This window comes from Psychrosphaera aestuarii, from assembly GCF_017948405.1.
Taxonomy (GTDB): Bacteria; Pseudomonadota; Gammaproteobacteria; order Enterobacterales; family Alteromonadaceae; genus Psychrosphaera; species Psychrosphaera aestuarii.
Window position 1 is genome coordinate 2,295,103 of record NZ_CP072844.1, and the last position, 21,508, is coordinate 2,316,610.

13 protein-coding genes and 1 pseudogene are annotated in these 21,508 nt (G+C 40.3%); 8 read left to right on the forward strand and 6 right to left on the reverse strand.

What is annotated here, in order from left to right:
• Nucleotides 1-181: 181 nt before the first annotated feature.
• From proB to J9318_RS10465, 5 genes are all read left to right on the forward strand, one after another.
• Entirely contained in the window at nucleotides 182-1,291 is a 1,110-nt protein-coding gene (proB, locus tag J9318_RS10445) for a glutamate 5-kinase (protein WP_210559870.1), read from the forward strand.
• Entirely contained in the window at nucleotides 1,291-2,538 is a 1,248-nt protein-coding gene (locus J9318_RS10450) for a glutamate-5-semialdehyde dehydrogenase (protein ID WP_210559871.1), read from the forward strand. The genes proB and J9318_RS10450 overlap by 1 nt, the downstream gene beginning before the upstream one ends.
• Before the next feature lie 206 nt (nucleotides 2,539-2,744).
• Nucleotides 2,745-3,929 (forward strand): porin, encoded by a 1,185-nt coding sequence (locus tag J9318_RS10455; RefSeq protein WP_210559872.1) that lies wholly within the window; start codon nucleotides 2,745-2,747, stop codon nucleotides 3,927-3,929.
• 11 nt (nucleotides 3,930-3,940) lie between these two features.
• Nucleotides 3,941-4,345 (forward strand): type 2 periplasmic-binding domain-containing protein, encoded by a 405-nt coding sequence (locus tag J9318_RS10460; protein ID WP_210559873.1) that lies wholly within the window; start codon nucleotides 3,941-3,943, stop codon nucleotides 4,343-4,345.
• Nucleotides 4,346-4,671: 326 nt separating this feature from the next.
• On the forward strand, nucleotides 4,672-8,778 hold the full coding sequence (locus J9318_RS10465) for an ExeM/NucH family extracellular endonuclease (protein ID WP_210559874.1): 4,107 nt from the start codon (nucleotides 4,672-4,674) through the stop codon (nucleotides 8,776-8,778).
• 79 nt (nucleotides 8,779-8,857) lie between these two features.
• On the opposite strand, the gene J9318_RS10470 is transcribed toward J9318_RS10465, so the two are convergent.
• Together J9318_RS10470 and J9318_RS10475 are read right to left on the reverse strand one after the other, a co-directional pair.
• Nucleotides 8,858-9,538, reverse strand: coding sequence for a Fe2+-dependent dioxygenase (locus J9318_RS10470; RefSeq protein WP_210559875.1), 681 nt, complete (start codon nucleotides 9,536-9,538; stop codon nucleotides 8,858-8,860).
• Nucleotides 9,539-9,630: 92 nt separating this feature from the next.
• Nucleotides 9,631-11,961: a TonB-dependent receptor gene (locus J9318_RS10475; protein ID WP_210559876.1), complete on the reverse strand. Its 2,331-nt coding sequence runs from the start codon at nucleotides 11,959-11,961 to the stop codon at nucleotides 9,631-9,633.
• 211 nt (nucleotides 11,962-12,172) lie between these two features.
• Between J9318_RS10475 and J9318_RS10480 the strand changes: the two genes are divergently transcribed.
• Together J9318_RS10480 and ssb are read left to right on the forward strand one after the other, a co-directional pair.
• Nucleotides 12,173-12,574, forward strand: coding sequence for a rhodanese-like domain-containing protein (locus tag J9318_RS10480; RefSeq protein WP_210559877.1), 402 nt, complete (start codon nucleotides 12,173-12,175; stop codon nucleotides 12,572-12,574).
• A gap of 105 nt (nucleotides 12,575-12,679) precedes the next feature.
• Nucleotides 12,680-13,042 (forward strand): annotated as a pseudogene (gene ssb, locus J9318_RS10485) (single-stranded DNA-binding protein); the annotation flags it as partial.
• A gap of 281 nt (nucleotides 13,043-13,323) precedes the next feature.
• Here the strand turns inward: ssb and J9318_RS10490 are convergent.
• Entirely contained in the window at nucleotides 13,324-14,253 is a 930-nt protein-coding gene (locus J9318_RS10490) for a glutaminase (protein ID WP_210559879.1), read from the reverse strand.
• Entirely contained in the window at nucleotides 14,250-17,039 is a 2,790-nt protein-coding gene (prsT, locus tag J9318_RS10495) for an XrtA/PEP-CTERM system TPR-repeat protein PrsT (RefSeq protein ID WP_210559880.1), read from the reverse strand. Before prsT ends, J9318_RS10490 begins: the two co-directional genes overlap by 4 nt.
• Nucleotides 17,040-17,216: 177 nt before the next feature.
• Here prsT and J9318_RS10500 point away from each other — a divergent pair, with 177 nt between their 5' ends.
• On the forward strand, nucleotides 17,217-18,539 hold the full coding sequence (locus J9318_RS10500) for a M24 family metallopeptidase (RefSeq protein ID WP_244732073.1): 1,323 nt from the start codon (nucleotides 17,217-17,219) through the stop codon (nucleotides 18,537-18,539).
• Nucleotides 18,540-18,551: 12 nt separating this feature from the next.
• Here the strand turns inward: J9318_RS10500 and J9318_RS10505 are convergent, their stop codons facing one another.
• Entirely contained in the window at nucleotides 18,552-20,159 is a 1,608-nt protein-coding gene (locus J9318_RS10505; protein WP_210559882.1) for a long-chain fatty acid--CoA ligase, read from the reverse strand.
• A gap of 115 nt (nucleotides 20,160-20,274) precedes the next feature.
• Complete coding sequence (locus J9318_RS10510) at nucleotides 20,275-21,396, reverse strand: hypothetical protein (protein ID WP_210559883.1); 1,122 nt, start codon at nucleotides 21,394-21,396, stop codon at nucleotides 20,275-20,277.
• Between the last annotated feature and the right edge of the window lie 112 nt (nucleotides 21,397-21,508).

Below are 21,508 nucleotides of genomic sequence, written 5' to 3' on the forward strand. Positions count from 1 at the left end.
AATAACTGATACGTACGGAAACCGGCTTAAATAGCCGGTTTTTTTATGCCTGGACGTCAACTATAAATAGAACTAATAACAGAGATAAGTAACTTGAATATTATTTCGTACAGTAATAATTAGACTTCTAAGTATTAGTCTGTATACTTTACAACCTGATTCGAGTAATAGGATATAAGTAATGAATACAAACTCTTGGAATGACTGGAACCGAATCGTCTTGAAAGTCGGAAGTGCGTTAATTGCCCCTAGTGGCAATGGCTGTAGCGCTCACCAATTATTTCCAATCGCCCAGTTTATTATTGAATGTAAAAAACAGGGTAAACAAGTCGTGCTGGTTTCTTCTGGTTCAGTTGCTGCAGGTCGTCACGTTTTTTCTAGTCCTGAGCACCCTTCTCTAGCATTGAAAAAAGCCATGGCTGCCGCTGGGCAAGCTGAAATGGTAGCAACTTGGGATCGCTTATTTGATTTTCCAACTTCACAAATACTATTAACACATGGTGATTTGCGCGATCAGGAACGTTATCAGAGTATTAGAGATACATTAATCACCTCTCTAGAACATGGCGTAATGCCCATTGTTAATGAAAATGACACGATAACCACCGATGGCTTAAAGGTGGGTGATAACGATAATTTATCGGCCATGGTGGCCGCAGCAGCTGGTGCTGATGCATTGATAATGTGTTCTGACATTAATGGTTTATATAATAAAAACCCGAACCTTCATGACGACGCGGAATTACTTAGTGTTGTAAGTGAAATAACAGATGAAGTGAAGAAAATGGCCGGTGGAGCTATTAGTTCAATGGGCACCGGTGGTATGTTGACAAAACTACAAGCGGCAGAAAAAGCGACTGCGCATGGAATTACTACTTTTATAGTTAATGGTTTTGAAGCAGAAACGTTTTCGAAGCTAGTAAGAGGCGACAACCCAGGCACTGTGTTTACGCCATATAAAAATCCAATGCAAGACGATTTACATTGGTTGACTCACACTACTAGAGCGCAGGGTGAAATTATCGTTGATAACGATGGTGCAATATGTGTATTAGACGACGATAAAACGCTTTCTAGTGACCAATTAGTTGATGTTAAGGGCAACTTTAACATTGGAGATACGGTGTTAGTTAAGACTGAAAATGGTCACCGCGTAGCAAAAGGTGTTGCAAATTATAGTAGCTGTTTGATGGCCTATATTTCTGATAAACAGGCTCCAGAAGAGTCTTCTTTTCCTACTATTGACTCACTTATTGAAGATACAAATATTGCCGTATTAAAGGAGGCCTAATGAGCTATATCGAAACGATTTCAAAAGCAGCTAAGTCTGCATCTAAAAAGTTAGCTATTTTATCGGAACAAGACAAAAACGAAGTTTTGTTGTCTATGGCAAAAAATATTAAGAGTGCTGAAGCTGACATATTAAAAGCGAACGAATTGGATTTAAAACAAGCGGAAGAAATGTCCCTAGAGGCCTCGTTTGTTGATCGCTTAACATTAAATGTTGAACGCATTGATGACATGGTCAATGGAATCAAAGAAATTGCTGAACTTGACGATCCAATTGGCAACCGCAAAAAGGTTACCACTCGTCCAAACGGACTAGAGATCGAAAAAATGCGCATTCCGCTTGGTGTTATATGTATGATTTATGAATCTCGTCCGAATGTGACGGCTGATGCCGGCGCGCTTTGCTTTAAGTCTGGTAATGGCGTAATTTTACGAGGTGGTAAAGAAGCATTACATTCTAGCTTGGCAATTGCGGCTGCGATGCACAAAGCGCTAGAAGAACATAACTTGCCAAAAGAATTAGTTTCTGTGATCGATAATCCGGCGCGCGAGTTAGTGCTAGAGCTTATTTCTCAAGTTGATAGCATCGACCTAGTAATCCCTCGCGGTGGTGAAGGGCTGATTAAGTTTGTGAGTGATAACAGTAAAATCCCAGTCATCCAGCATTTTAAAGGTGTTTGTCATTTATATGTAGATAAAGAGGCTGACTTTGAAAAAGCACTTCGTATTTTAGAGAATGGTAAAACACAGCGCACTGGTGTTTGTAATGCACTTGAAGGCTTATTGGTTCACAGTGATATTGCAGCCGACTTTTTACCGATTGCTGCAAAAATGTTGCAAGATAAAGGTGTTAAAGTGAATGCCTGTCAACGTTCACACGGGTTTTTCCTGAGCCCTCGTCTACTGCCTTATGAAGATTTTGGTCAAGAATACCTAAGTTTAGAAATTGCTGTACGCACTGTAGATGACTTTAAGCAAGCGTTAGAGCACATTGATCAATTTGGTAGCCATCACACAGAAGTTATTTGTACCGAAAACAAAGCAACTGCTGAGCTTTTCCAGCTAGCTGTAGACGCTTCTGTTGTTATGGTAAATGCGAGCTCTCGCTTTTCTGATGGCTCGCAGTTAGGCCTAGGTGCAGAGATTGGAATTGCTACAACTAAGCTTCATGCTTATGGTCCTATGGGTTTAGAGTCGCTTACTGCAGAGAAGTTTGTTGTAAGTGGTGAAGGTCAAGTTCGCGCTTAATTTTCATATTAATAAAGAGTGTTTCTTAAGTAATTGCGCCAAAAGCGGCGCTTTCTAAACCTTAATTTATAAGTTTATTTATCCTCCATTTTTAAGCCCTTTTACAAAAAAGGGCTTTTTTTTTATTTGATTCACTGTTTTTTAAGCAAATTCTTGAGTGTCGTCTACACTTTCATTGTAAATTAACAACAATGAGACAGGGTACTATGAAAAAAGTATTGCAACTTGGTTTTCCAATCGGGCTTATCGCCTTATCGACTGCCAGCTTTACCGCTAACGCAGATATACGCTTTAATGGGTTCGCTTCGATAGTTGCTGGTCAAACGCTTAGTGATAACGAAACTTATCTGGGTTATGACAACGACTTATCGTTCAAAAATGAATCTTTATTTGCGCTACAAGCTGTAGCGGATTTAGGCGAAGGGTTATCAGCAACAGCGCAAATAGTGTCACAAGGAAGCGATAACTTTAACACCGAATTTGCCTGGGCCTACATTTCTTACGAAGCGAGTGATTACACTACAGTTCGCGCAGGTCGTTTAAGAATACCGTTTTATTTGTATTCTGATTATCTAGATGTTGGTTATGCATACCCATGGGTAAGACCGGCTAATGCTATGTACAATTTACCATTTAATAATTATGACGGGGTCAGCGTCGTTCATAATAAACTCGTTGGTGACTGGGACTTTTCATTTAACTTCTTATACGGTGAACTTTCAGATACCTTCTTTGAGGATACAACTCCAACAGACGGCTCGTTGAATAATATTTTCGGGTTAGCTACTAGTTTTACAAAAAACTGGTTTAGTGGTTATTTTACTTTCATTCAAGGTGAAGTGGATATCCCAGTTGCCGGAATAGAGTCTTTTGCTTCGTTGGCTCAAGCGTTAGGTGCATCACAGTCAGCTGCTGATGAACTTAGGATCAATGGGGACACAGGTACCTTTATAGGTGCTGGCTTTAATATTGATTATGAGAAATGGTCAATAATTGGTGAGTACTCGCAAAACGGTACGGATAACTCGATACTTCAAGAAGATGACAAAGGTGGTTACATTAGCTTTGGTTACCGTGTTTCTGATTCAACCATGCCTTACCTGTTACTCGAAACCTTTGAAACTAGCGCTAACTCTAGTATTGCGGCGGGCTTACCAAACGTTACAATTCCGGCTTTAGGAACTGCCTTTGATGGCGCACCTTTACGTGCAGCTGCTCAAAGTGTTATTAACCAAACTAACAGAAATGAATATACATCTACCTCTGTTGGTGTTCGCTACAACTTCCATCCAAGCGCTGCATTTAAAGTCCAGTACACTATGACTGATAATGATTACAACGATGCATGGGATGCAGATACTATTGCGTTTGCTGTAGACGTTGTATTTTAAAGGAGGAAGGCATGAAAAAAATTACTGTAGCTCTTATAGCAACATTATTTAGCTTTCAAACCTTGGCGGTTAATATTGTCGTTCACCCGTCAAATACAGATGCACTTGATAAGGCTTCCATATCACGTATCTTTTTAGGAAAAGCTAAGTCATTTCCTGGCGGTGGCGCAGCAACGCCCGTTGATCAGGCCGAAGGTGCAGCGGTAACAGACGAATTTAACGATAAAGTGTTAAGTCGTTCGGCCAGTCAGCTCAAGGCCTACTGGTCAAAGCTTGTATTTACTGGAAAAGGCACACCACCTAAAAAGTTAGATAGTGATGCAGCTGTAATTGACATGGTTTCTAAAAACCCTGACATGATCGGTTATATTCAAGGTGATGGCGGCGGTGCGGTCAAAGTGGTCGCTAGCTTTTAATTAATTTAGTTAACATAATACTTAAACGGATCATTAAACACGGATGTTTACCTTTCCCTTTCGAAAATCCTACTCTTCTCGGTTGTAATTTTAATTCAAATCCGTTTATTTCCTTCCTGCACTTCTTGTTCTTTGTCATTGTTATTTAGTTTTGTAGCTAACTTATAGTTGTAAATTTACCGTCTTGAAATGCTTATACATTAATCAAATTTTAATCATTTTTTTTATCCTGTACCTATACCTGTACCGTTAAAAAAACGGTAACATTGCGGCGGTAAAATTAACCTTTACAACAATAATTCCGCCTCCAATCAGGAAATAATAAGATGAAATACCTAAGTTTAACGGTGTTCGCATGCTTGGTCTCAGCTACTACGCAAGCAAGCGATATAACTTCACCTTGCTTTAATTGTCCAGATTTAGATAAGGTTGCCGACGCGTCAACCTATGTAGATAGTGACTATTATCGTGATGTGATTAATGCAATTAATAGTGGTCAAAGTCAGCAAGAGATAAAATCTTTACTGTCGACAGCAATTAGTTTGAACCACAAGCAGTTAACCTACTCTGAAGTATGGAGTGCATTAACCAAAACGGATGAAGATCCATCCAATCCGGATAATGTGATGTTGCTTTATAAAGGCATATCGATTCCCAAATTTTCAAACGGGAGCGGTTCTCAAAGCACCAATCCTGATAATTGGAATAGAGAACATGTTTGGGCCAAGAGTCATGGCTTTCCATCCTCCTCTCTAGAAGCTTATACCGATATACACCATCTTCGCCCCTCTGACATCTCAATAAATTCCTCCCGCAGTAACCTCGATTTTGACAACAGTGACAACCCTCTTAGTGAAGCCCCTTCTAACCGATACGATAGTGACTCTTTTGAACCGCGTGATGCCGTTAAAGGTGATGTTGCACGTATGGTGCTATACATGGATACACGTTATGAAGGGTTTGACTCAACACCAAATCTTACTGTTGTAAACGAAATTACAAGTTCAGGTGAGCCTTTACTTGGAAAGCTGTGTCGCTTATTAGAGTGGCATGAAGCGGATCCTGTTGACTCGTTTGAAACAAACCGAAACAACACTATTTATGAATATCAAGGCAACCGTAATCCTTTTGTCGACCATCCAGAATGGGTAGAGTCTGTATTCCCAAAAGCAGATTGTGCGAATGAACCAACGGACCCAACTGACCCGACAGAACCTACAGATCCAACGGACCCGACGGATCCAACTGATCCGACCGATCCAGAAACACCAACAACACCTGTTTCTGCACCGTTAATTATTTCAGCAGCCTACGACGGTCCTTTAACTGGCGGTTTACCAAAAGGTGTTGAGCTTTTTGTTACGCAAGATATCGCTGATTTAAGCGTATGTGGCTTTGGTTCGGCGAATAATGGCGGTGGTTCAGATGGTCAAGAGTTTACATTCCCAGCTGACAGCGCTAGCAAAGGCCAATACATTTACTTAGCATCTGAGTCTGCACAGTTTGAAGCTTTCATGGGTTTTGCACCAGACTACACGAGTAGTTCAGCGAACGTAAACGGCGATGATGCATTAGAACTATTCTGCAACGGAGAAGTTGTTGACGTTCTTGGCGACATTAATACCGACGGTACTGGTCAAGACTGGGAGTACATGGATGGCTGGGCAGCCCGTAAAGCTAACTCAGTTGTTAATGGTGGTGTTTATGACGCTTCTCAGTGGGTATTCAGCGGTAAAAACGCACTAGATGGCGCAACTAGCAATGCAACAGCAGACGTTGCAATTCCAGTTCAAGTGTTTACTCAAAGCCCTTCTCTACTAATTAGTGGTGTGATTGACGGGCCACTTACCGGTGGTGTGCCAAAAGCGATTGAAATCTATATTGCAACTGACATTGCAGACTTAGGTAACTGTGGCATTGGTTCTGCTAATAACGGTGGCGGTACAGACGGTGAAGAGTTTAGCTTCCCAACAGGAACTTCAGCTTCAGCTGGCAGCTTTATTTATGTTGCATCTGAATCGAATGGCTTTACTAACTTCTTTGGCTTTGCACCAGACTTCGTCAATGGTGTTGCATCAATTAATGGCGATGATGCGGTTGAACTTTTCTGTGACGGTGAAGTTATTGACGTTTTTGGCGATATTAATACTGACGGTACCAATCAACCTTGGGAATACCTTGATGGTTGGGCTTATCGTGTAAACGGTGCAGTAGCAAACGAAGGCGTATTTAACGTAGCTAATTGGCTTTTCAGTGGCAAAAATGCACTAGATGGCAGCTCTGATAATGCAACAACAAGCTCACCTTTCCCGTTAGGTACTTTTTCTACTGAAGGCGAGCCTGAACCTGAACCAGATCTATTAGGTCAATGTTCAGACGAAGCGACGTTTATCAACGCTATTCAAGGTACTGGCTTTGAGTCGCCAATGTTGAATGAAACTAAAGTTATTGAAGGCGTTGTTACCGCTAGCCTTCCTGCTATTGGCGGTTTTTTTGTTCAAGAAGAAGTTGCAGACCAAGACATAGACTCATTATCTTCTGAAGGCATTTTTGTGTCTTATGAATTAGCTGATAACTTACCGGCAACCGGCGATGTAGTTCGCGTTTTAGGTAACGTAGTTGAAAGCTATGGTAAAACACAGTTAACAGCAACAAAAGAAGCGTTAAACTGTGGTACTGATACGATAGCACCTGTTGTTGTAACCTTGCCATTTGTTAGCGCAGAGCAACAAGAGTCGTTAGAAGGTATGTTTGTGTCGTTTTCTCAAGACCTTACAGTGACTGATAACTACAACTTAGGTCGTTATGGTGAAGTAACCTTATCAAGTGAACGTTTATTTGTTCCGACTAACTTGTACCTGCCGGGTTCGGAAGAAGTTGCAAACTTAACGGCGCAAAATAAGCTCAATAAAATCTTACTTGATGATGCTGTTAATGGCTCAAATCCGGAGTTTATTAAATACCCTTCAGGTGGCTTGTCGGCTAACAATACATTACGTTCAGGCGATAAAGTTGCAGCATTAGAAGGCATAGTTGATTACAGCTTTGGTAACTACCGTGTATTGCCAACTGCTGAGCCTACGTTTATTCAAGAAAATGCTCGTGAAGCAACACCAAACTTGGAAACCGGAAACTTACGTGTAGCAAGTTTTAACGTATTAAATTACTTTAATGGCGATGGTTTTGGCGAAGGATTCCCGACGAGTCGTGGTGCAGATTCACTAGTAGAGTTTGAACGTCAGCGTAGCAAAATCCTTAACGCAATCACTACAATTGATGCAGATATCATTGGTTTACTTGAAGTTGAAAACGACGACTTTAGTGAAACAAGTGCAATTCAAGATATTGTGAATGGCTTAAACGCTATAGCGCCTGCTGGCAAACACTATTCATTTGTAAACCCAGGTTTAGATCAATTAGGTACTGACCAAATTAAAGTAGCTTTAATCTACAATGACCTATCAGTGACTGAAATTGGTACGGCAGCGACGATTACTGAGTTCCCTTTTGAATATCATAATCGCCCACCACTAGCTCAAACATTCAGAAGCTCAGTATCTGGTGAGAAATTGACTGTTGCTATCAACCACTTCCGTTCAAAGAGCTGTTCTAGCAGCGGTGGTGTTGAAAATGAAGATAAAGGTGATGGACAAGGCTGTTATAACCTTCGTCGAGTGCAAGCTGCTGAAGCTGTAACAGCTTGGTTAGCCACAAACCCTACAGGCGTGGAAGATGAAGACTACTTAATTATGGGTGACTTAAATGCCTATACAAAAGAAGATCCAATTACCACAATCGTTAACGCAGGTTACACTAACCTCATTGAGTCTCTAAACGGCGCGGGTACTTATTCTTATACTTACCAAGGTGAGTCAGGGACTATTGACCACGCTTTAGCGAGTAACTCACTTGCCGAAAAAGTCGTAGATGTTACAGAGTGGCATATCAACACTGATGAACCTCGTATCCTAGACTACAACGTAGAGTATAAGAGCGATGATCAATTAGTAACGTTATTTGATACTGAACCTTATCGTGCTTCAGATCATGATCCAGTTGTTATTGAGATAAATGGTGTAACTCCTGTTGTAACAACAACGAAAGTAATTGAAGACATTGATAAAGTTCGCCGTTGGTTCTGGTGGTTCTGGTACAAGCCTCAAAATACTTTTGCCGTGAACGTGCCTGAAAATGCAACGAGCTTAAAAGTAACGTTAGCCGGTGGAACAGGTGACGCAGACTTATATCTTCGCCAAGGTAAAAAACCAAATAAACGTAAATTCGATTGTCGCTCTGTAAATAACGGCAACGACGAAGTTTGTGAAATTGAACTGCCGGAAGCGGGCCAATGGTTTATTAGCGTTAAAGGCAAGAAACTGTTTTTTGACGTAACGATGACGATTGAAACAAAAGCATTAGAGTCATTAAATTAACTACTCTATTTGCAATAACAACAAACTAGGCTGATTAGTTAAAGCCTAGTTTGACAAAAGCCGCTGAAAAGCGGCTTTTTTATATCTGTGAAAACTGTCTAACCATATTGTGATACACATTGTGTAACTGATCTAAGTGCTCTCGACTCGCCGTTTCTGTGGCAATCAAGCCTTGGATTGTTTGATCTAGCTGATACAAAGATTGTCTTGTTGTTACGTCACTTACCATACTTTGCATCCATGTTATTGCCGCAACACGTTGGCCTTTAGTGACAGCCGTTACTTTGTGTAAACTACTTGATGGGTAAACGACAACATACCCTGCAGGAAGCTTTACTTGTTGTTCACCAAATTCGGTTTTAATGACGAGTTCACCACCTTCATACTCATCAGGTTCGCTTAAAAATACTGTCATTGAAACATCGCTACGAAGTACATCATTGCTATTCGGTAATCGCATAATCGCAGCATCAACGTGATAGCCATACTCTTCTGACTCGGAGTAGCGATTAAAACAGGGTGGGAATATTTTAAGAGGCAATGCCGCTGATACGACTTTAGCTGCGGAGCCGATTCGTCCTAGAAGCTCATTAGCTAAGTCTCCAACGATTGGATCACTAGGGTTAGCTTGATTATTATTTTTTACTGACGTGGCCATACCCATTGCTGTTTTATCGCCATTTTGCCACTCGGTTTTTAATAAAGCCTCTCTAAACACAGCCACTTCTTTGGCACTAAGTAGTTGATCAATAACAACCATACTGACTCCAAATTTACTAAAAAAAATGTAACACCAATGAAAGTCAATGATGTTACATACTTATTGTTATCTACTCGGTTTATTAAGTTCGTTTAGAATTGGTAATTCATTGTAAAACGAACATTTCGCGCATCTCCAAGGTACATAAATGCACCTGAGCGATAAGCCGCAGTCCAATATTCCTTGTTCATTACATTACCAATATTTAAACGTAAAGTGACGTCTTTACTCATATTGTAGTTCGCGAATAAATTAACGACTTGATAGCTCGGAACAACAATTGAGTAGCGTTGATTTGCTGCATCAAAACTAGCCGCCGTATCTGGCTGACCGCCATACATTTCGCTTTGATAAGAATAGTCACCACCGAAAGCAAAGTCTTCCGTCGGCTGATAACGAAGTTGCAGGTATAAACTCTTATCTGCAAAGTTACTTAATGTTAGTCCAACATTATCTTCGTTATAAGACTCCATCACTTCTGACGACATAGATGTTGCAGAAAATTGCATGCTTATTTGTTCGTTAATATCACCAACTAAACCAAACTCCACACCTTTTACTCGGTTTTTACCCGTGTTTAGAGTTCCTAAAGTTGAATAGCTATCACCAACACTTTCCATAACATCGCTTTTGGTCATTTGGAAAATTGCAGCCGTTGCCATAAATTTATGGTCAAACAATTGCCATTTAGTACCAATTTCTATGTTTTCAACAATTTCAGGATCAGCCTGTTGAGCTTGGACTGGATCTCCGCAAATGCCGCCATAACCGCAGTTGGCACCAAGGTCCGACTCGCCACCATTAATATTTGTTGCGGTACTAAAGTTAATATAAACGTTGCCATCTTCAGTAATACTGTGCAACAAACCTATATGTCCGTTATACATAGTATCTGAGTATTCATATAGTACATCGCCTGAACGTCCACTGGTGTCATTGCTATAATCAAAGCTATCTTGACGAAGTCCCAAGAATAACTGGGTTGCGTCAGTCAATTCAACCGTGTCCATAACGTAAGCAGAAATGGTTTCAATATCAAATAATGCGTCGGTATCCGCTTTGGTGTATTCACGTTGTAAAAGGTGGGTGGCGTTTTTTAACAAAGCACCATTAGCATCTAAAATACAATGACCATCTGAAACACCGCCTCGGCCTGATATTCGACAATTGCTATCGCCCATTATTGAGTATTCATAAAACCCATTGTCTACTGACTCGTTAGTAAACTCTAATCCGTAAACCAGTTTATGTTTCATACCTAATGCCGAAACCGTATCAATTAGGTTAAACTGTGTCGCAAAATACTCTACTTCTTGCCAACCTTGATGGGTACTGATTCTGATTGTTTGCGCACCTGGCGCTAATAGGTCACTCTCATGACGACTCGTGCCACTAGCCCCCGTTGTAATGTAACCATTCTCGGTTTTACCAAAACGAGTGGTATTATAAAATCTTGTATTGTCATCAATTTCATATTCTGTACGCAAAGTGAAAGTGGATACTTCTGATTCTAGAAAGTCTTCTTGTTGTGCATAAACAGGAATATCTGCAACTGGTTTACGTGTATCTCTGTCAAAATAGCTACCTAAGTCAGGACGATCATCTGCGTTTAAATAGTAAAAGTCCGCAATAAAGTTGAGCTTATCGTTAACGTGATGAACGCCTGATAATTGTGCTCCATGACGTGAACTAGTAATTCCATCACGACCAGGCTTAGTTTGATCGGCAGAAAGTGCGTTTATTCGTACGGCTGTATCATCACTAATAGATAGGTTGTAATCGGCTGTTAAACGGTAGTAATCATCGCTACCTACGCTGCCATCTACACGACCAAAGTTATAAGATGTTGACGCTTGTTTAGTTACGCTATTAACCGCACCGCCTGATGAACCGCGACCAGCAAACGTTGAGCTTGGCCCTTTGGTAATTTCAACACGCTCTGTGGCAAAGCTTTCTCGAGTTGTCATGCCTGGATCACGTAAACCATCTACAAACACGTCACTTCTAGCTTCGTGACCGCGAATAATATAACGATCGCCGAATGCATTGCCGTTCTCGCCTGTGCCAAGCGTAACTCCAGACTGGGCAGACAAAATATCTTTTAAATCTGTTTTACCTGACTCTTGAATTTGATCTTGAGTCAGAATATTAATGACCTGAGGGGTTTTAACTAAATCATTGACTCTGCGTAAATCACCCGACTTATCAACATGGTAGATTGAGTTTCTTACGCCATGTACTTCAATACGCTCTATCGCCTCTGCTGATTCACATTGCTTATCTTTATTGACTTCACACTGCACATCAGTTGGTGCCGCATATAGTGCTGTCGAACCTAACATTAATGACGCGGCTAGTGTTTGTGCGCCTAAATTAACTTGTTCACCAAGATACTTGTTTTTACTGTTGTTTGTTTTTTTCATTTCCGTTCCAAAACATCGTTGCTGACTTAACGAAGTGGAGAATAGGATAAAACCACCCAGATGTAAATGATAATAATTCGCATTTAGATTTAAAGTGTGCTTTTTAAACAATTCCAATGATAAAAATTGCAACTAAACTAGTAATTGATTAATCAAGCACTTATATTAGTAACAGCTAATTAAATCTATCATTTACAATTAAAGGATCGATATGAAAACATCACCAGAGTTAGTTGCAGAAGTAAGAAAGACTATTAACGAAATTTCCACTGCAGAACTAAAAGATAAGCTTCAACACGGAGAGACAATCGTTATTGACGTGCGTGAGCCAGGTGAATACGCAAGTGGTCATATAGCAACGTCGGTTAATTTTCCACGAGGCGTACTTGAAATGAAAATTCATACTCACCCTGCCGTAGGTTATGAATGCGATACCCTGCAAGCGATGAAAGAATTAAATAAGCATGAGCTATTCCTAGTTTGCCAATCGGGCGGGCGCTCGGCATTTGCTACAGAAGCATTGCAGCGACTAGGGTTTAGTAAAGTAACATCTGTTGCTGGCGGTATGAAAGATTGGCAAGACCAGGGTTTTGAAATCGTAAAACCGAGCTAATCCCCGCCAAAGGTATAAGATAAGGATCAGTTTTTAACTATTAAATTGCCTTTTATCTAAATTCACTAGTATGGTTATCTAACAATTAATGTATCAAGGATAACCATGACTAGAGGCGTAAATAAAGTAATTTTGGTGGGCACATTAGGTAATGACCCTGACGTAAAACAACTACCAAACGGCAATAGTGTAGCGAACTTAAGTTTAGCGACAAATGAAAGCTGGAAAGACAAAACAACTGGTGAAATTAAAGAAAAAGTAGAATGGCATCGTGTCTCTGTTTTTGGAAAGCTAGCTGACGTTGTTAAACAATATTTAACTAAAGGCTCCCATGTCTATTTTGAGGGAAAACTTCAGACTCGGAAATGGACAGATCAAAATAGTGTTGAGCGATATTCCACTGAAGTTGTTGTTGACATGACAGGTCAAATGCAAATGCTCAGTCCTAAGGCGGCCACCTCACAATCACCCGAACATAAAAACTCTGTGGAGACCACATTGTCTGGACCTAAATCTAGACCACCAACTCCCGTTATGGAAATGAACGACAGCGTTCCTTTTTAGGAAACCTAATATTTCTAATTGAAGTCGGTTTGAGCCCCGCTAGTTTAAGCATACTACTTAACTCGCTGTTAGCTGGGCATTAGGTGAACATCCTTGTTCCTCGTCGTTCCTAGGCCGCTAATTTACTGATATTTACATGAAGTTCAATAACTGGACATAAACACACGTATGGAGTTTTTACATGTTTAATATATGGATAGACCTAGCTCTTCCGCAATATTGGCGACGACTTTCATACCGACGACTGAGTTACCAAACTCATTTAACGGTGGGCTCCAAGCGCAAATGACACCATAATTGGGCACGATAGCAACAATACCGCCACCAACGCCGCTTTTTGCTGGCAAGCCCACTGAAAATGCAAACTCACCGGATTGGTCATACATACCACTGGTAGATAAAATTGCGTTAACCCTATGTGTATCTTTTCGAGAACAAATGGTTTGATTATTTATTGGATCTTTACCTTTGTTAGCTAAAAACAAAAGGCTTCTTGCCAATTGCTCGCAACTCATCGCTACGGAACATTGTGTAAAGTAGTGACTCAATACTTCTGGAATTGGAGCTTCAATATTACCAAAACTCTTCATCAAATAAGCTAAAGCAGCATTACGACTGCCATGTTCAAGTTCAGACTCGTAAACAGCGTGATCAATGTGGATAGAGTCATCGTTTGCTAACGTTCTCATAAAGTTTACAAAGCTCAACTTACTAGCAGAATAGTGACTCACTAACACGTCGGATACTAACAAGGCACCAGCATTAATTACCGGGTTTCGCGGGATGCCCTTTTCCCACTCTAGCTGGATTATAGAGTTAAATGGTTGTCCAGACGGCTCCATATGAACGCGCTGCCAAAGCTCGTCGCCTAGCCGGTTCATAGCTAAAACCAAACCAAACACCTTCGAGATACTTTGTATAGAAAACGGTAAGTCGCCATTACCTGCTGAGACAAGCTTACCGTCGATTGTTGCAACCGCAACACCTGCTAAATCACCTGGTACTTCGGCTAATGCAGGTATGTAGTTTGCAACTTTACCGGATTTAAAACATCCTTGATTAGATATTAATATGTGCTCTAGTTTGGCTTTTAAATCCGATATGTCTTTGATCATAAGTACTTTGCTTTTACCTTTTCTAGTCGAGTTTCTGTTGTTGATTTTTTAAAGGTGTATTGTGAAATTTTACGTTCTGCTAACTTAAACTCTTTATTTGCATACAGTGCTTCGACGTAATTAACAAACACATCATCTGTACTTTGAGTATTTTTATCAGTTACAGCGGCAGCTAAATGCTTTAGCGCTTCTTCGTAGTTGCCTAATTTGAGTTCAATAGCGCCTATCGTATCTAACACGCGACCATCATTTGGACGCATTTCTAATGCTTTTTGTGCATGGCTTAACGCCAATTTGTAATCTTTAGACTGAGAATAAAGATAGGCTAAATTATTATGTGCGACAAAGTTTTTAGGATTTAACTCAAGCGCTTTTTGATAATACAATTTAGCTTCAGGCTCATCTCGCGATGTTTGCATTTGTGCGTAGCGCAAAATGTTTAACTCGTCAGTTGGAAGACTTTGAATGTGTTGTTTTGTCGCGGCTATCGCTGCATCAATGCCTTGGTGACGAGCGATTGCATTGATCATCCAGTTTGCATTCATCGGCGACGGGTTTGCTTTATATGCTAAAGACAAATTACTAACCGCGTTGCCTAAATCCCCTTCTGAAAGCTGAATAAGTCCTGTGGTTCCTTTAACAAAAGGTAATGCTTGTATTTGCTGTGGCAATTCGGCAATTTTAATTTTTGCTAAGGGATATTTTCCGGCTCTTGCTAACACGTATGCATGTAATGCAATTATTTCGAAGTCTTTACCGCCAACTTCATTCGAGTAATGATCGGCTAATTCAATTGCCTTATTTAACTCACCTGTACTGTCGTACAGTTTCATCATTCCAATGATGGCTTTAGGATTATTAGGTTGTGCATCAAACCATTGTTGATAAAGGTTTTTAGCGCCCTCTATATTTTTGGTTTGAATATAAGCATTCGCTAACAGTTCCCAATAAGGTGCCGGTGAGCTATTAATTGTTTTTGCTTTTTGAAATGATGCAAGTGCTTGATCAAACTCACCTTCTGCTGTGTATAATCGCCCTAATGTTATATGTAAAATGGCGTTGCTGTCATTTTCCGAAATTAGCTGCTTAACATGAGCTGTCATCGATTCTGGCTGTTTCAATACTTTCGTAAGTACGTAGTGCTTTGATACTGCTGGTAAAAAGCTCGGTGTATCTTTCAGGAGTTGGTTCAATTTAGCCAACATCTCGAGTCTTTCTTGTTCAGTCTTAGTTGGCAATAATTCTATTAATTGAAACTGTATTACCGTGTTAGTCGGTTCAATTTTTAAGCCTTGCTGCAAAGCGTTTTGGGCTTCGACGGTATTGCCTTGAATAGCATGTACTTTTGCCGCTAACATCCAACCTTTTACCGCTAATTCACTATCCTTTTGCCACGCTTGTGCGACCTCTAGCGCTTTATCGTACTGCTTAGTCGACATGTACGCTTGCACTAACGTAAGCTCAAGCTGTTCAGTCGCCAACGGAGTTTGAGTCGCTTCCATTTTTGCTAAGGCTTGCTCTAAATCAACGATACCAGAAACATCGTTTAACGATAGTTTCAGTGTGGCTTGTCCGGCAAGCGCATAAGGCGAGTTTAATGTGTCAGGTTGTTTATTGAGTATCTCTTTCGCTTTTTTAATCTCGCCATCTTTTAATAATGCCTGCCCTAGGCCTGACATTAAGCCTGAGTCTCTTTCCGATATGTCATCAAACATTTGAACCGTTTCATTTGCATCAAGTGCGCGGCCAAGGCGAATTTGTGAATCCGCTAACATTCTTAACGCAGGATGATTAGCTGGCAGCAAACTGGCCACCAGCGATAAATGCGATTCACTTTTTTCAAAGTTTTTGTTCAAGTAACTGCTGACACCTGCAATTAAGCGTGTAGCTGTATCTTCTGGGTTTATTGCTAATGATTTTTCTGCATATTCAAAGGCACCGGCATAATCTTGCTTTTGCAGTAATGCTGTTGATTTAATTTGCAGTAATACGGGTTGTTTTGGGTAGCTTTTTAAAAGTTCGGTAACCAGTGGTTCGGCTTTTTGTGGCTGACCAAGGTCGCTATAAAGTTGCGCTAATACGTATTTTACTTCAGCTTCATTTGGGTAGGCTTCAATATATTGAGCATAAGTCTCAGCGGCGGCCTCACCTTGCTGCAATCGTAATTGGATATTTGCTTTTATTTTTAGCGCATCTTGTTGGTTTTTATACGTCGTTAGTATTTGGTCAAGTTGGCTTACCGCGCCGTCTAGTTGTTGTTTTAAAATAAGATCATAAACAAAGGCTAATTTAGCAAACGGACCGCCACCTGAGATCCCCTTTAATTCGTCAATTAATGCTTGGGCTTTTGTATCGTTTCCTGCCGTTACGTAGGCTTGAATTTGAAAGAACTTCAATTGTGCTAAATCAATCGGCTTGAGGCCTTTGGCTTTACTAGTTAATTTAAACAGTGATTTATTGGCACCATTTTTTTGATATGTTTTTGATAATAATGGAATAACCATTTCAGGCGAATAACCAAACTCTAGCGCCCGCTCTAACTCTTTTTCGGCAAATTCATACTGTCTTAACTTTAAGTATGTTTCACCTAATAAAAATCGAGCTTCAGCTTGTTCCGGCTCTTGCTTAATCGCGTTTTTCAGTTCAATAATAGCCGTCTTGTAATCGTTCGTTTTAAGTGCTGTATTTGCCGATGCGACATATTCAGAACTCGACTTTTCACCACAGCCAACAATCGCAGTTGCCAATACCGCCGATACCGCTAGTTTTATAAATTTGTTATTCACTTTAATCATCCAATTTGCAAAAACATTCCTGCATACAGGTTAATCGCTCCGACTAGAATGCTCAATAGAAAGTTATTTATTATTGTCACTATATCCGTTAGCTTAGGTATAGTTTTTTTTGTTTGATAACAAGAGGGTAATAAAATGGAACGTTTTAAGCTAATTGTCATATTTATGATGACATTAATCTTTGCCTCTGTATTTATTTTTAAACCAGCGAGTGCCGATGAAAAATCGACATCATCTAAAATATTTACGATGCAAAAACGAGCGGCAATTATTGATTCACTTTTGCTAGATAAGTTAGAAAACACCTTACCCTCATTAATGAGACGCTCAGGTATTGACATGTGGGTGCTTATCTCAAGAGAGTACAACGAAGATCCCGTATTAAAAACAATGTTACCTGCGACTTGGATTAGTGCTCGTCGAAGAACCATTTTAGTACTGTTTGATAATGGTGAGAGCGTAGAGCGATATGCCGTTGCTCGATATGGTGTTAGTAACCTGTTTGAAAAAGCATGGGACAAAGAAAAAACGCCTAACCAATGGCAAGGACTGTTTGAATTAATAAAAGCCAAGAACCCGAAAAAAATTGGTATTAACCAAAGTACTCACTTTGCCTTGGCAGATGGTATTACCGTTACCGATAAAACTGAATTTATCCAAGCCTTACCAACTGATCTTGCGAACAAGGTTACCAGTGCAGAAAAGCTGGCTGTTGCTTGGCTAGAAACCAGAACCGCAAAAGAAATGGCTTACTACCCAGAGCTGATTAAAATTGGTCACCAAATTATTGCCAAGGCTTTTTCTAATAAAGTGGTAACGCCCGGAAAAACAACAACCGATGATGTTGTATGGTGGTTAAGAAATGAAAGTCGTCGTTTGGGTCTCACCAACTGGTTTCACCCAACTGTTTCTATTCAACGCAGCGACAACGAAAGCTTTGACCAATTAAAGGCCTTTAGCGACCGCCCTGCCGGTCAGTTGATTATGCCGGGTGATTTATTACATGTCGATTTTGGCATCACCTATTTACGCTTAAACTCAGACCAACAGCAACATGCTTATGTTTTAAGGCCAGGAGAAAAAGACGCTCCTCAATATTTAAAGCAAGCCTTAGCCAATGCTAACCGTGTTCAAGATATTTTCACTAATGAATTTAAACTTGGCCGTACAGGTAATGAAATTTTAAAAACGGCCCGTGAAAAAGTAATTAATGAGGGTTTAAAACCTGCCATTTATACCCATCCAATTGGCTATCATGGCCATGCAGCAGGTCCAACTATTGGCATGTGGGATTCACAAGGCGGGGTTCCAGTTAGAGGGGATTATCCTCTGTATGCGAATACGGCTTATTCTATAGAACTAAATGCCGCCACTTTTATTTCTGAGTGGAATAAGGAAATTCGTATCATGTTGGAAGAAGAAGCGGTATTTGACGGCCAAAAAGTTATTTACTTAAATGGCCGACAAACCAAGTTTCACTTAATAAAATAAGCGGTAATAGGATTACAGGTATAGCTGGCGAAGTTTTTTCTTATCTAGCTTGCCTGTTGCTGTATGTGGCAACTCATCTACAAAGGTTACTTTTTCTGGTATACACCATTTCGCTGTTTTACCTTCAAAACTTGCTAATAACTCTTGTTCAGAGATATTGGCACCACTGGCTTTAATCGCAAATACAGCGGGACGTTCGGTCCACTTAGGGTCCGGAATACCTATCACAGCGGCTTCTTGAATTTTTGGGTGATCCGTTGCGATATTCTCAAGTTCTATCGAACTAATCCATTCGCCTCCCGACTTTATTACATCTTTAGATCTGTCGGTTACCGTCATATAACTATGTTTATCAAAGGTAACGACATCGCCAGTGGAAAACCAGCCGTCATTGTCATGAGCCTCTGAGTCCTTTTGATTAAAGTAACTGCTACACACCCATGCCCCTTTTACTTTCAAGTTTCCTGAGGTTTCTCCATCCCACGGAAGCTCGTTATTTTCATCGTCAACTATTTTCATTTCTACGCCGTAAACCGGTAAGCCTTGTGTGGCTCGTATCCCATCGAGTTGGCCTTCATCCCAATCCGCGAACTCAGGTTTAAGCACATTAATGGTACCTAATGGACTTAGTTCCGTCATTCCCCAAGCATGTTGCATTTCAACGCCATACTCAGCAAATCCTTTCATTAATCCAAGTGGACAAGCTGCACCACCAACGATAAAACGCTTGGCTGACTCGATGCGTTTTCCAGACTGCTTCAAGTAGTTCAGTAATGCCAACCATACGGTTGGTACGCCGGCCGACATAGTGACATTTTCGGTATTAATAAGGTCGGTTAACGTTGCGCCGTCTGCCATTTTATTACCTGGGAATACCAGCTTGGCCCCCGACATAGGACAAGCATATGGCAAGCCCCATGCATTTACGTGAAACATTGGCACAATCGGCATTATGACTTCGTTATTCCCAATGGACATGCTATTAGGCATAGCAATACTAAAGCTATGCAACACGGTTGAACGGTGGCTGTATAACACACCTTTAGGATTACCGGTTGTACCAGATGTGTAGCAAAGCGAACTTGCGGCATTTTCATCTAGCTCAGGGTAGTCAAAACTCGCTGGCTCGTTGGCTATTAATGCTTCATATGACAATAATGGCAGGTCAGATTCCGGTAAATCCAATTGTTCACATAAGACCACAATTGCCACCAGCTCTGACAGTTTATCTTTTACCTGCTCAAGTACAGGAAGGAGCGTTTTATCGACAAACACGACTTTATCGTTGGCATGTTCGAGAATGTATTCTAATTGATCAGCATATAATCTAGGGTTAATTGTATGACAAACGTAACCCGAGCATGAAACAGCGTAATAAAGCTCAAAGTGACGATGATCATTCCAGGCTATGGTTGCAATTCGATCACTACGCTGCAGGCCAAACTTTTTAAGAGCATTGGCTAATTTATCTACCCGTTTAAATGCGTCTTTATAAGTATATTTGAATCGGTCGTGATCGTGGGTAACAGATACAATCTCAACGTTTCCATATACCTTTCTAGCGTAAGACATGATTGAGTTGATTGTAAGATCCGCATTCATCATAGCGCCAGCTAACATAATAAGCTCCTTAGATTTATTTTATTCCGTTAACAATAACTTACGCTGATTTAATGTCACTGTCATCCCTTAACAATCATGTTTAACCCGTAAAATAATGATGTTATCGAAACGACTAGCCACCAAATGCAAAGTTAATATTCATTGAAAGTCGAAACACCTCAGCGTTATTAAGTCGTAAGTCATCACTCTGAATTGCAGTGCTAAACCAGTCATTTTTGTATGCGAAGTACATTGCGCTATTTTGTAGGTCGAACCCGGCTTTAATTACGCCGTTATTTAGCTTTCGACCTACCCCAACTAAGGTCACCAAGTTGAGTGAGCGCTTTTCATGTTGCACAAAATACAAGGTCTGCTCATTGTTATACTCAAGATTAACTAAAATGGTTTTAGGTAACTTCCAACTCAATGATTTAGTGGTCTCTACACCTGAATAAGCTGGATTAAACCGTAAAATATTATTCTCATCTCTAAACGTGGTTTCACTATTCAACGCACCGGCGCTGTAGCCTACATCATCAAATTTAACGTGATTGTATGCATCTTTTACTAACGCTTGTATGGTGAGTTGACTTATCGGCCGCCACATTAAATCAATATCCCAAGAGTAACCATGACCTTGATTCCAAGCTTTGTCTTCAGGTCGCTTTAGCAAGTTTTTATGGCTATACCATTCCTCTAATTGCGCTTGCCCGGTTATTCGCTCGTCGAATTGTATTTGCCCAGTTAGCTCGCTAACTCTCACCTCTGACGGTCGCCATAGCCCAAACACATTAGTGATTGATAAGTTGTTAGAGACCGACCATTGATAACCAAGTTTGATGCCTTTGGCCTGTAATTTTTTATATTGGATATCTAAATGATAATCTGTTTGCTCATCAGGAAATTGCGTTTTTGAATATTGATAAAGCGATGCGGAAGTTGGATTAGTCACTAAAAAATGATCATTTCGACTTTCTAGGGCGATGAGCCAATTATTGTGTTTTAAGCTAACGCCAATTCTCGACTGAGATACACCGAAATCAGCGTCGTCATTAACTCTCTCTCGCCAATGATCATCCAAAATAGATTTGATTGGCTGGATATTTGTCGCATTAAAACTGTCAGCGTAAAACTCTACTTGATAGGCTTTTACGTGCTGGTCGTCTAGGTGTCGTTCGTCGCTAATAGCTTCAGCAACCACTTGCATAGATATTAAACTGAAAAATACAGCCAGAAGCGTCTTTGTTATTCTCATTATTCTTATTCTTTTATTAACATTTTTATTTGTTTCAATAACATAAAGTTGTAAAAATTTATTTAAACATTAAAAAGCGCCATTTAGCTATGCTAAACGGCGCTTTCATTTG

What these genes read in the sequence shown, in the direction of transcription:
- proB (WP_210559870.1), top strand. Translation starts at nt 182, where the DNA reads ATGAATACAAACTCTTGGAATGACTGGAACCGAATCGTCTTGAAAGTC.
- J9318_RS10450 (WP_210559871.1), top strand. Translation starts at nt 1,291, where the DNA reads ATGAGCTATATCGAAACGATTTCAAAAGCAGCTAAGTCTGCATCTAAA.
- J9318_RS10455 (WP_210559872.1), top strand. Translation starts at nt 2,745, where the DNA reads ATGAAAAAAGTATTGCAACTTGGTTTTCCAATCGGGCTTATCGCCTTA.
- J9318_RS10460 (WP_210559873.1), top strand. Translation starts at nt 3,941, where the DNA reads ATGAAAAAAATTACTGTAGCTCTTATAGCAACATTATTTAGCTTTCAA.
- J9318_RS10465 (WP_210559874.1), top strand. Translation starts at nt 4,672, where the DNA reads ATGAAATACCTAAGTTTAACGGTGTTCGCATGCTTGGTCTCAGCTACT.
- J9318_RS10470 (WP_210559875.1), bottom strand. Translation starts at nt 9,538, where the DNA reads ATGGTTGTTATTGATCAACTACTTAGTGCCAAAGAAGTGGCTGTGTTT.
- J9318_RS10475 (WP_210559876.1), bottom strand. Translation starts at nt 11,961, where the DNA reads ATGAAAAAAACAAACAACAGTAAAAACAAGTATCTTGGTGAACAAGTT.
- J9318_RS10480 (WP_210559877.1), top strand. Translation starts at nt 12,173, where the DNA reads ATGAAAACATCACCAGAGTTAGTTGCAGAAGTAAGAAAGACTATTAAC.
- J9318_RS10490 (WP_210559879.1), bottom strand. Translation starts at nt 14,253, where the DNA reads ATGATCAAAGACATATCGGATTTAAAAGCCAAACTAGAGCACATATTA.
- J9318_RS10500 (WP_244732073.1), top strand. Translation starts at nt 17,217, where the DNA reads ATGACATTAATCTTTGCCTCTGTATTTATTTTTAAACCAGCGAGTGCC.
- J9318_RS10505 (WP_210559882.1), bottom strand. Translation starts at nt 20,159, where the DNA reads ATGTTAGCTGGCGCTATGATGAATGCGGATCTTACAATCAACTCAATC.
- J9318_RS10510 (WP_210559883.1), bottom strand. Translation starts at nt 21,396, where the DNA reads ATGAGAATAACAAAGACGCTTCTGGCTGTATTTTTCAGTTTAATATCT.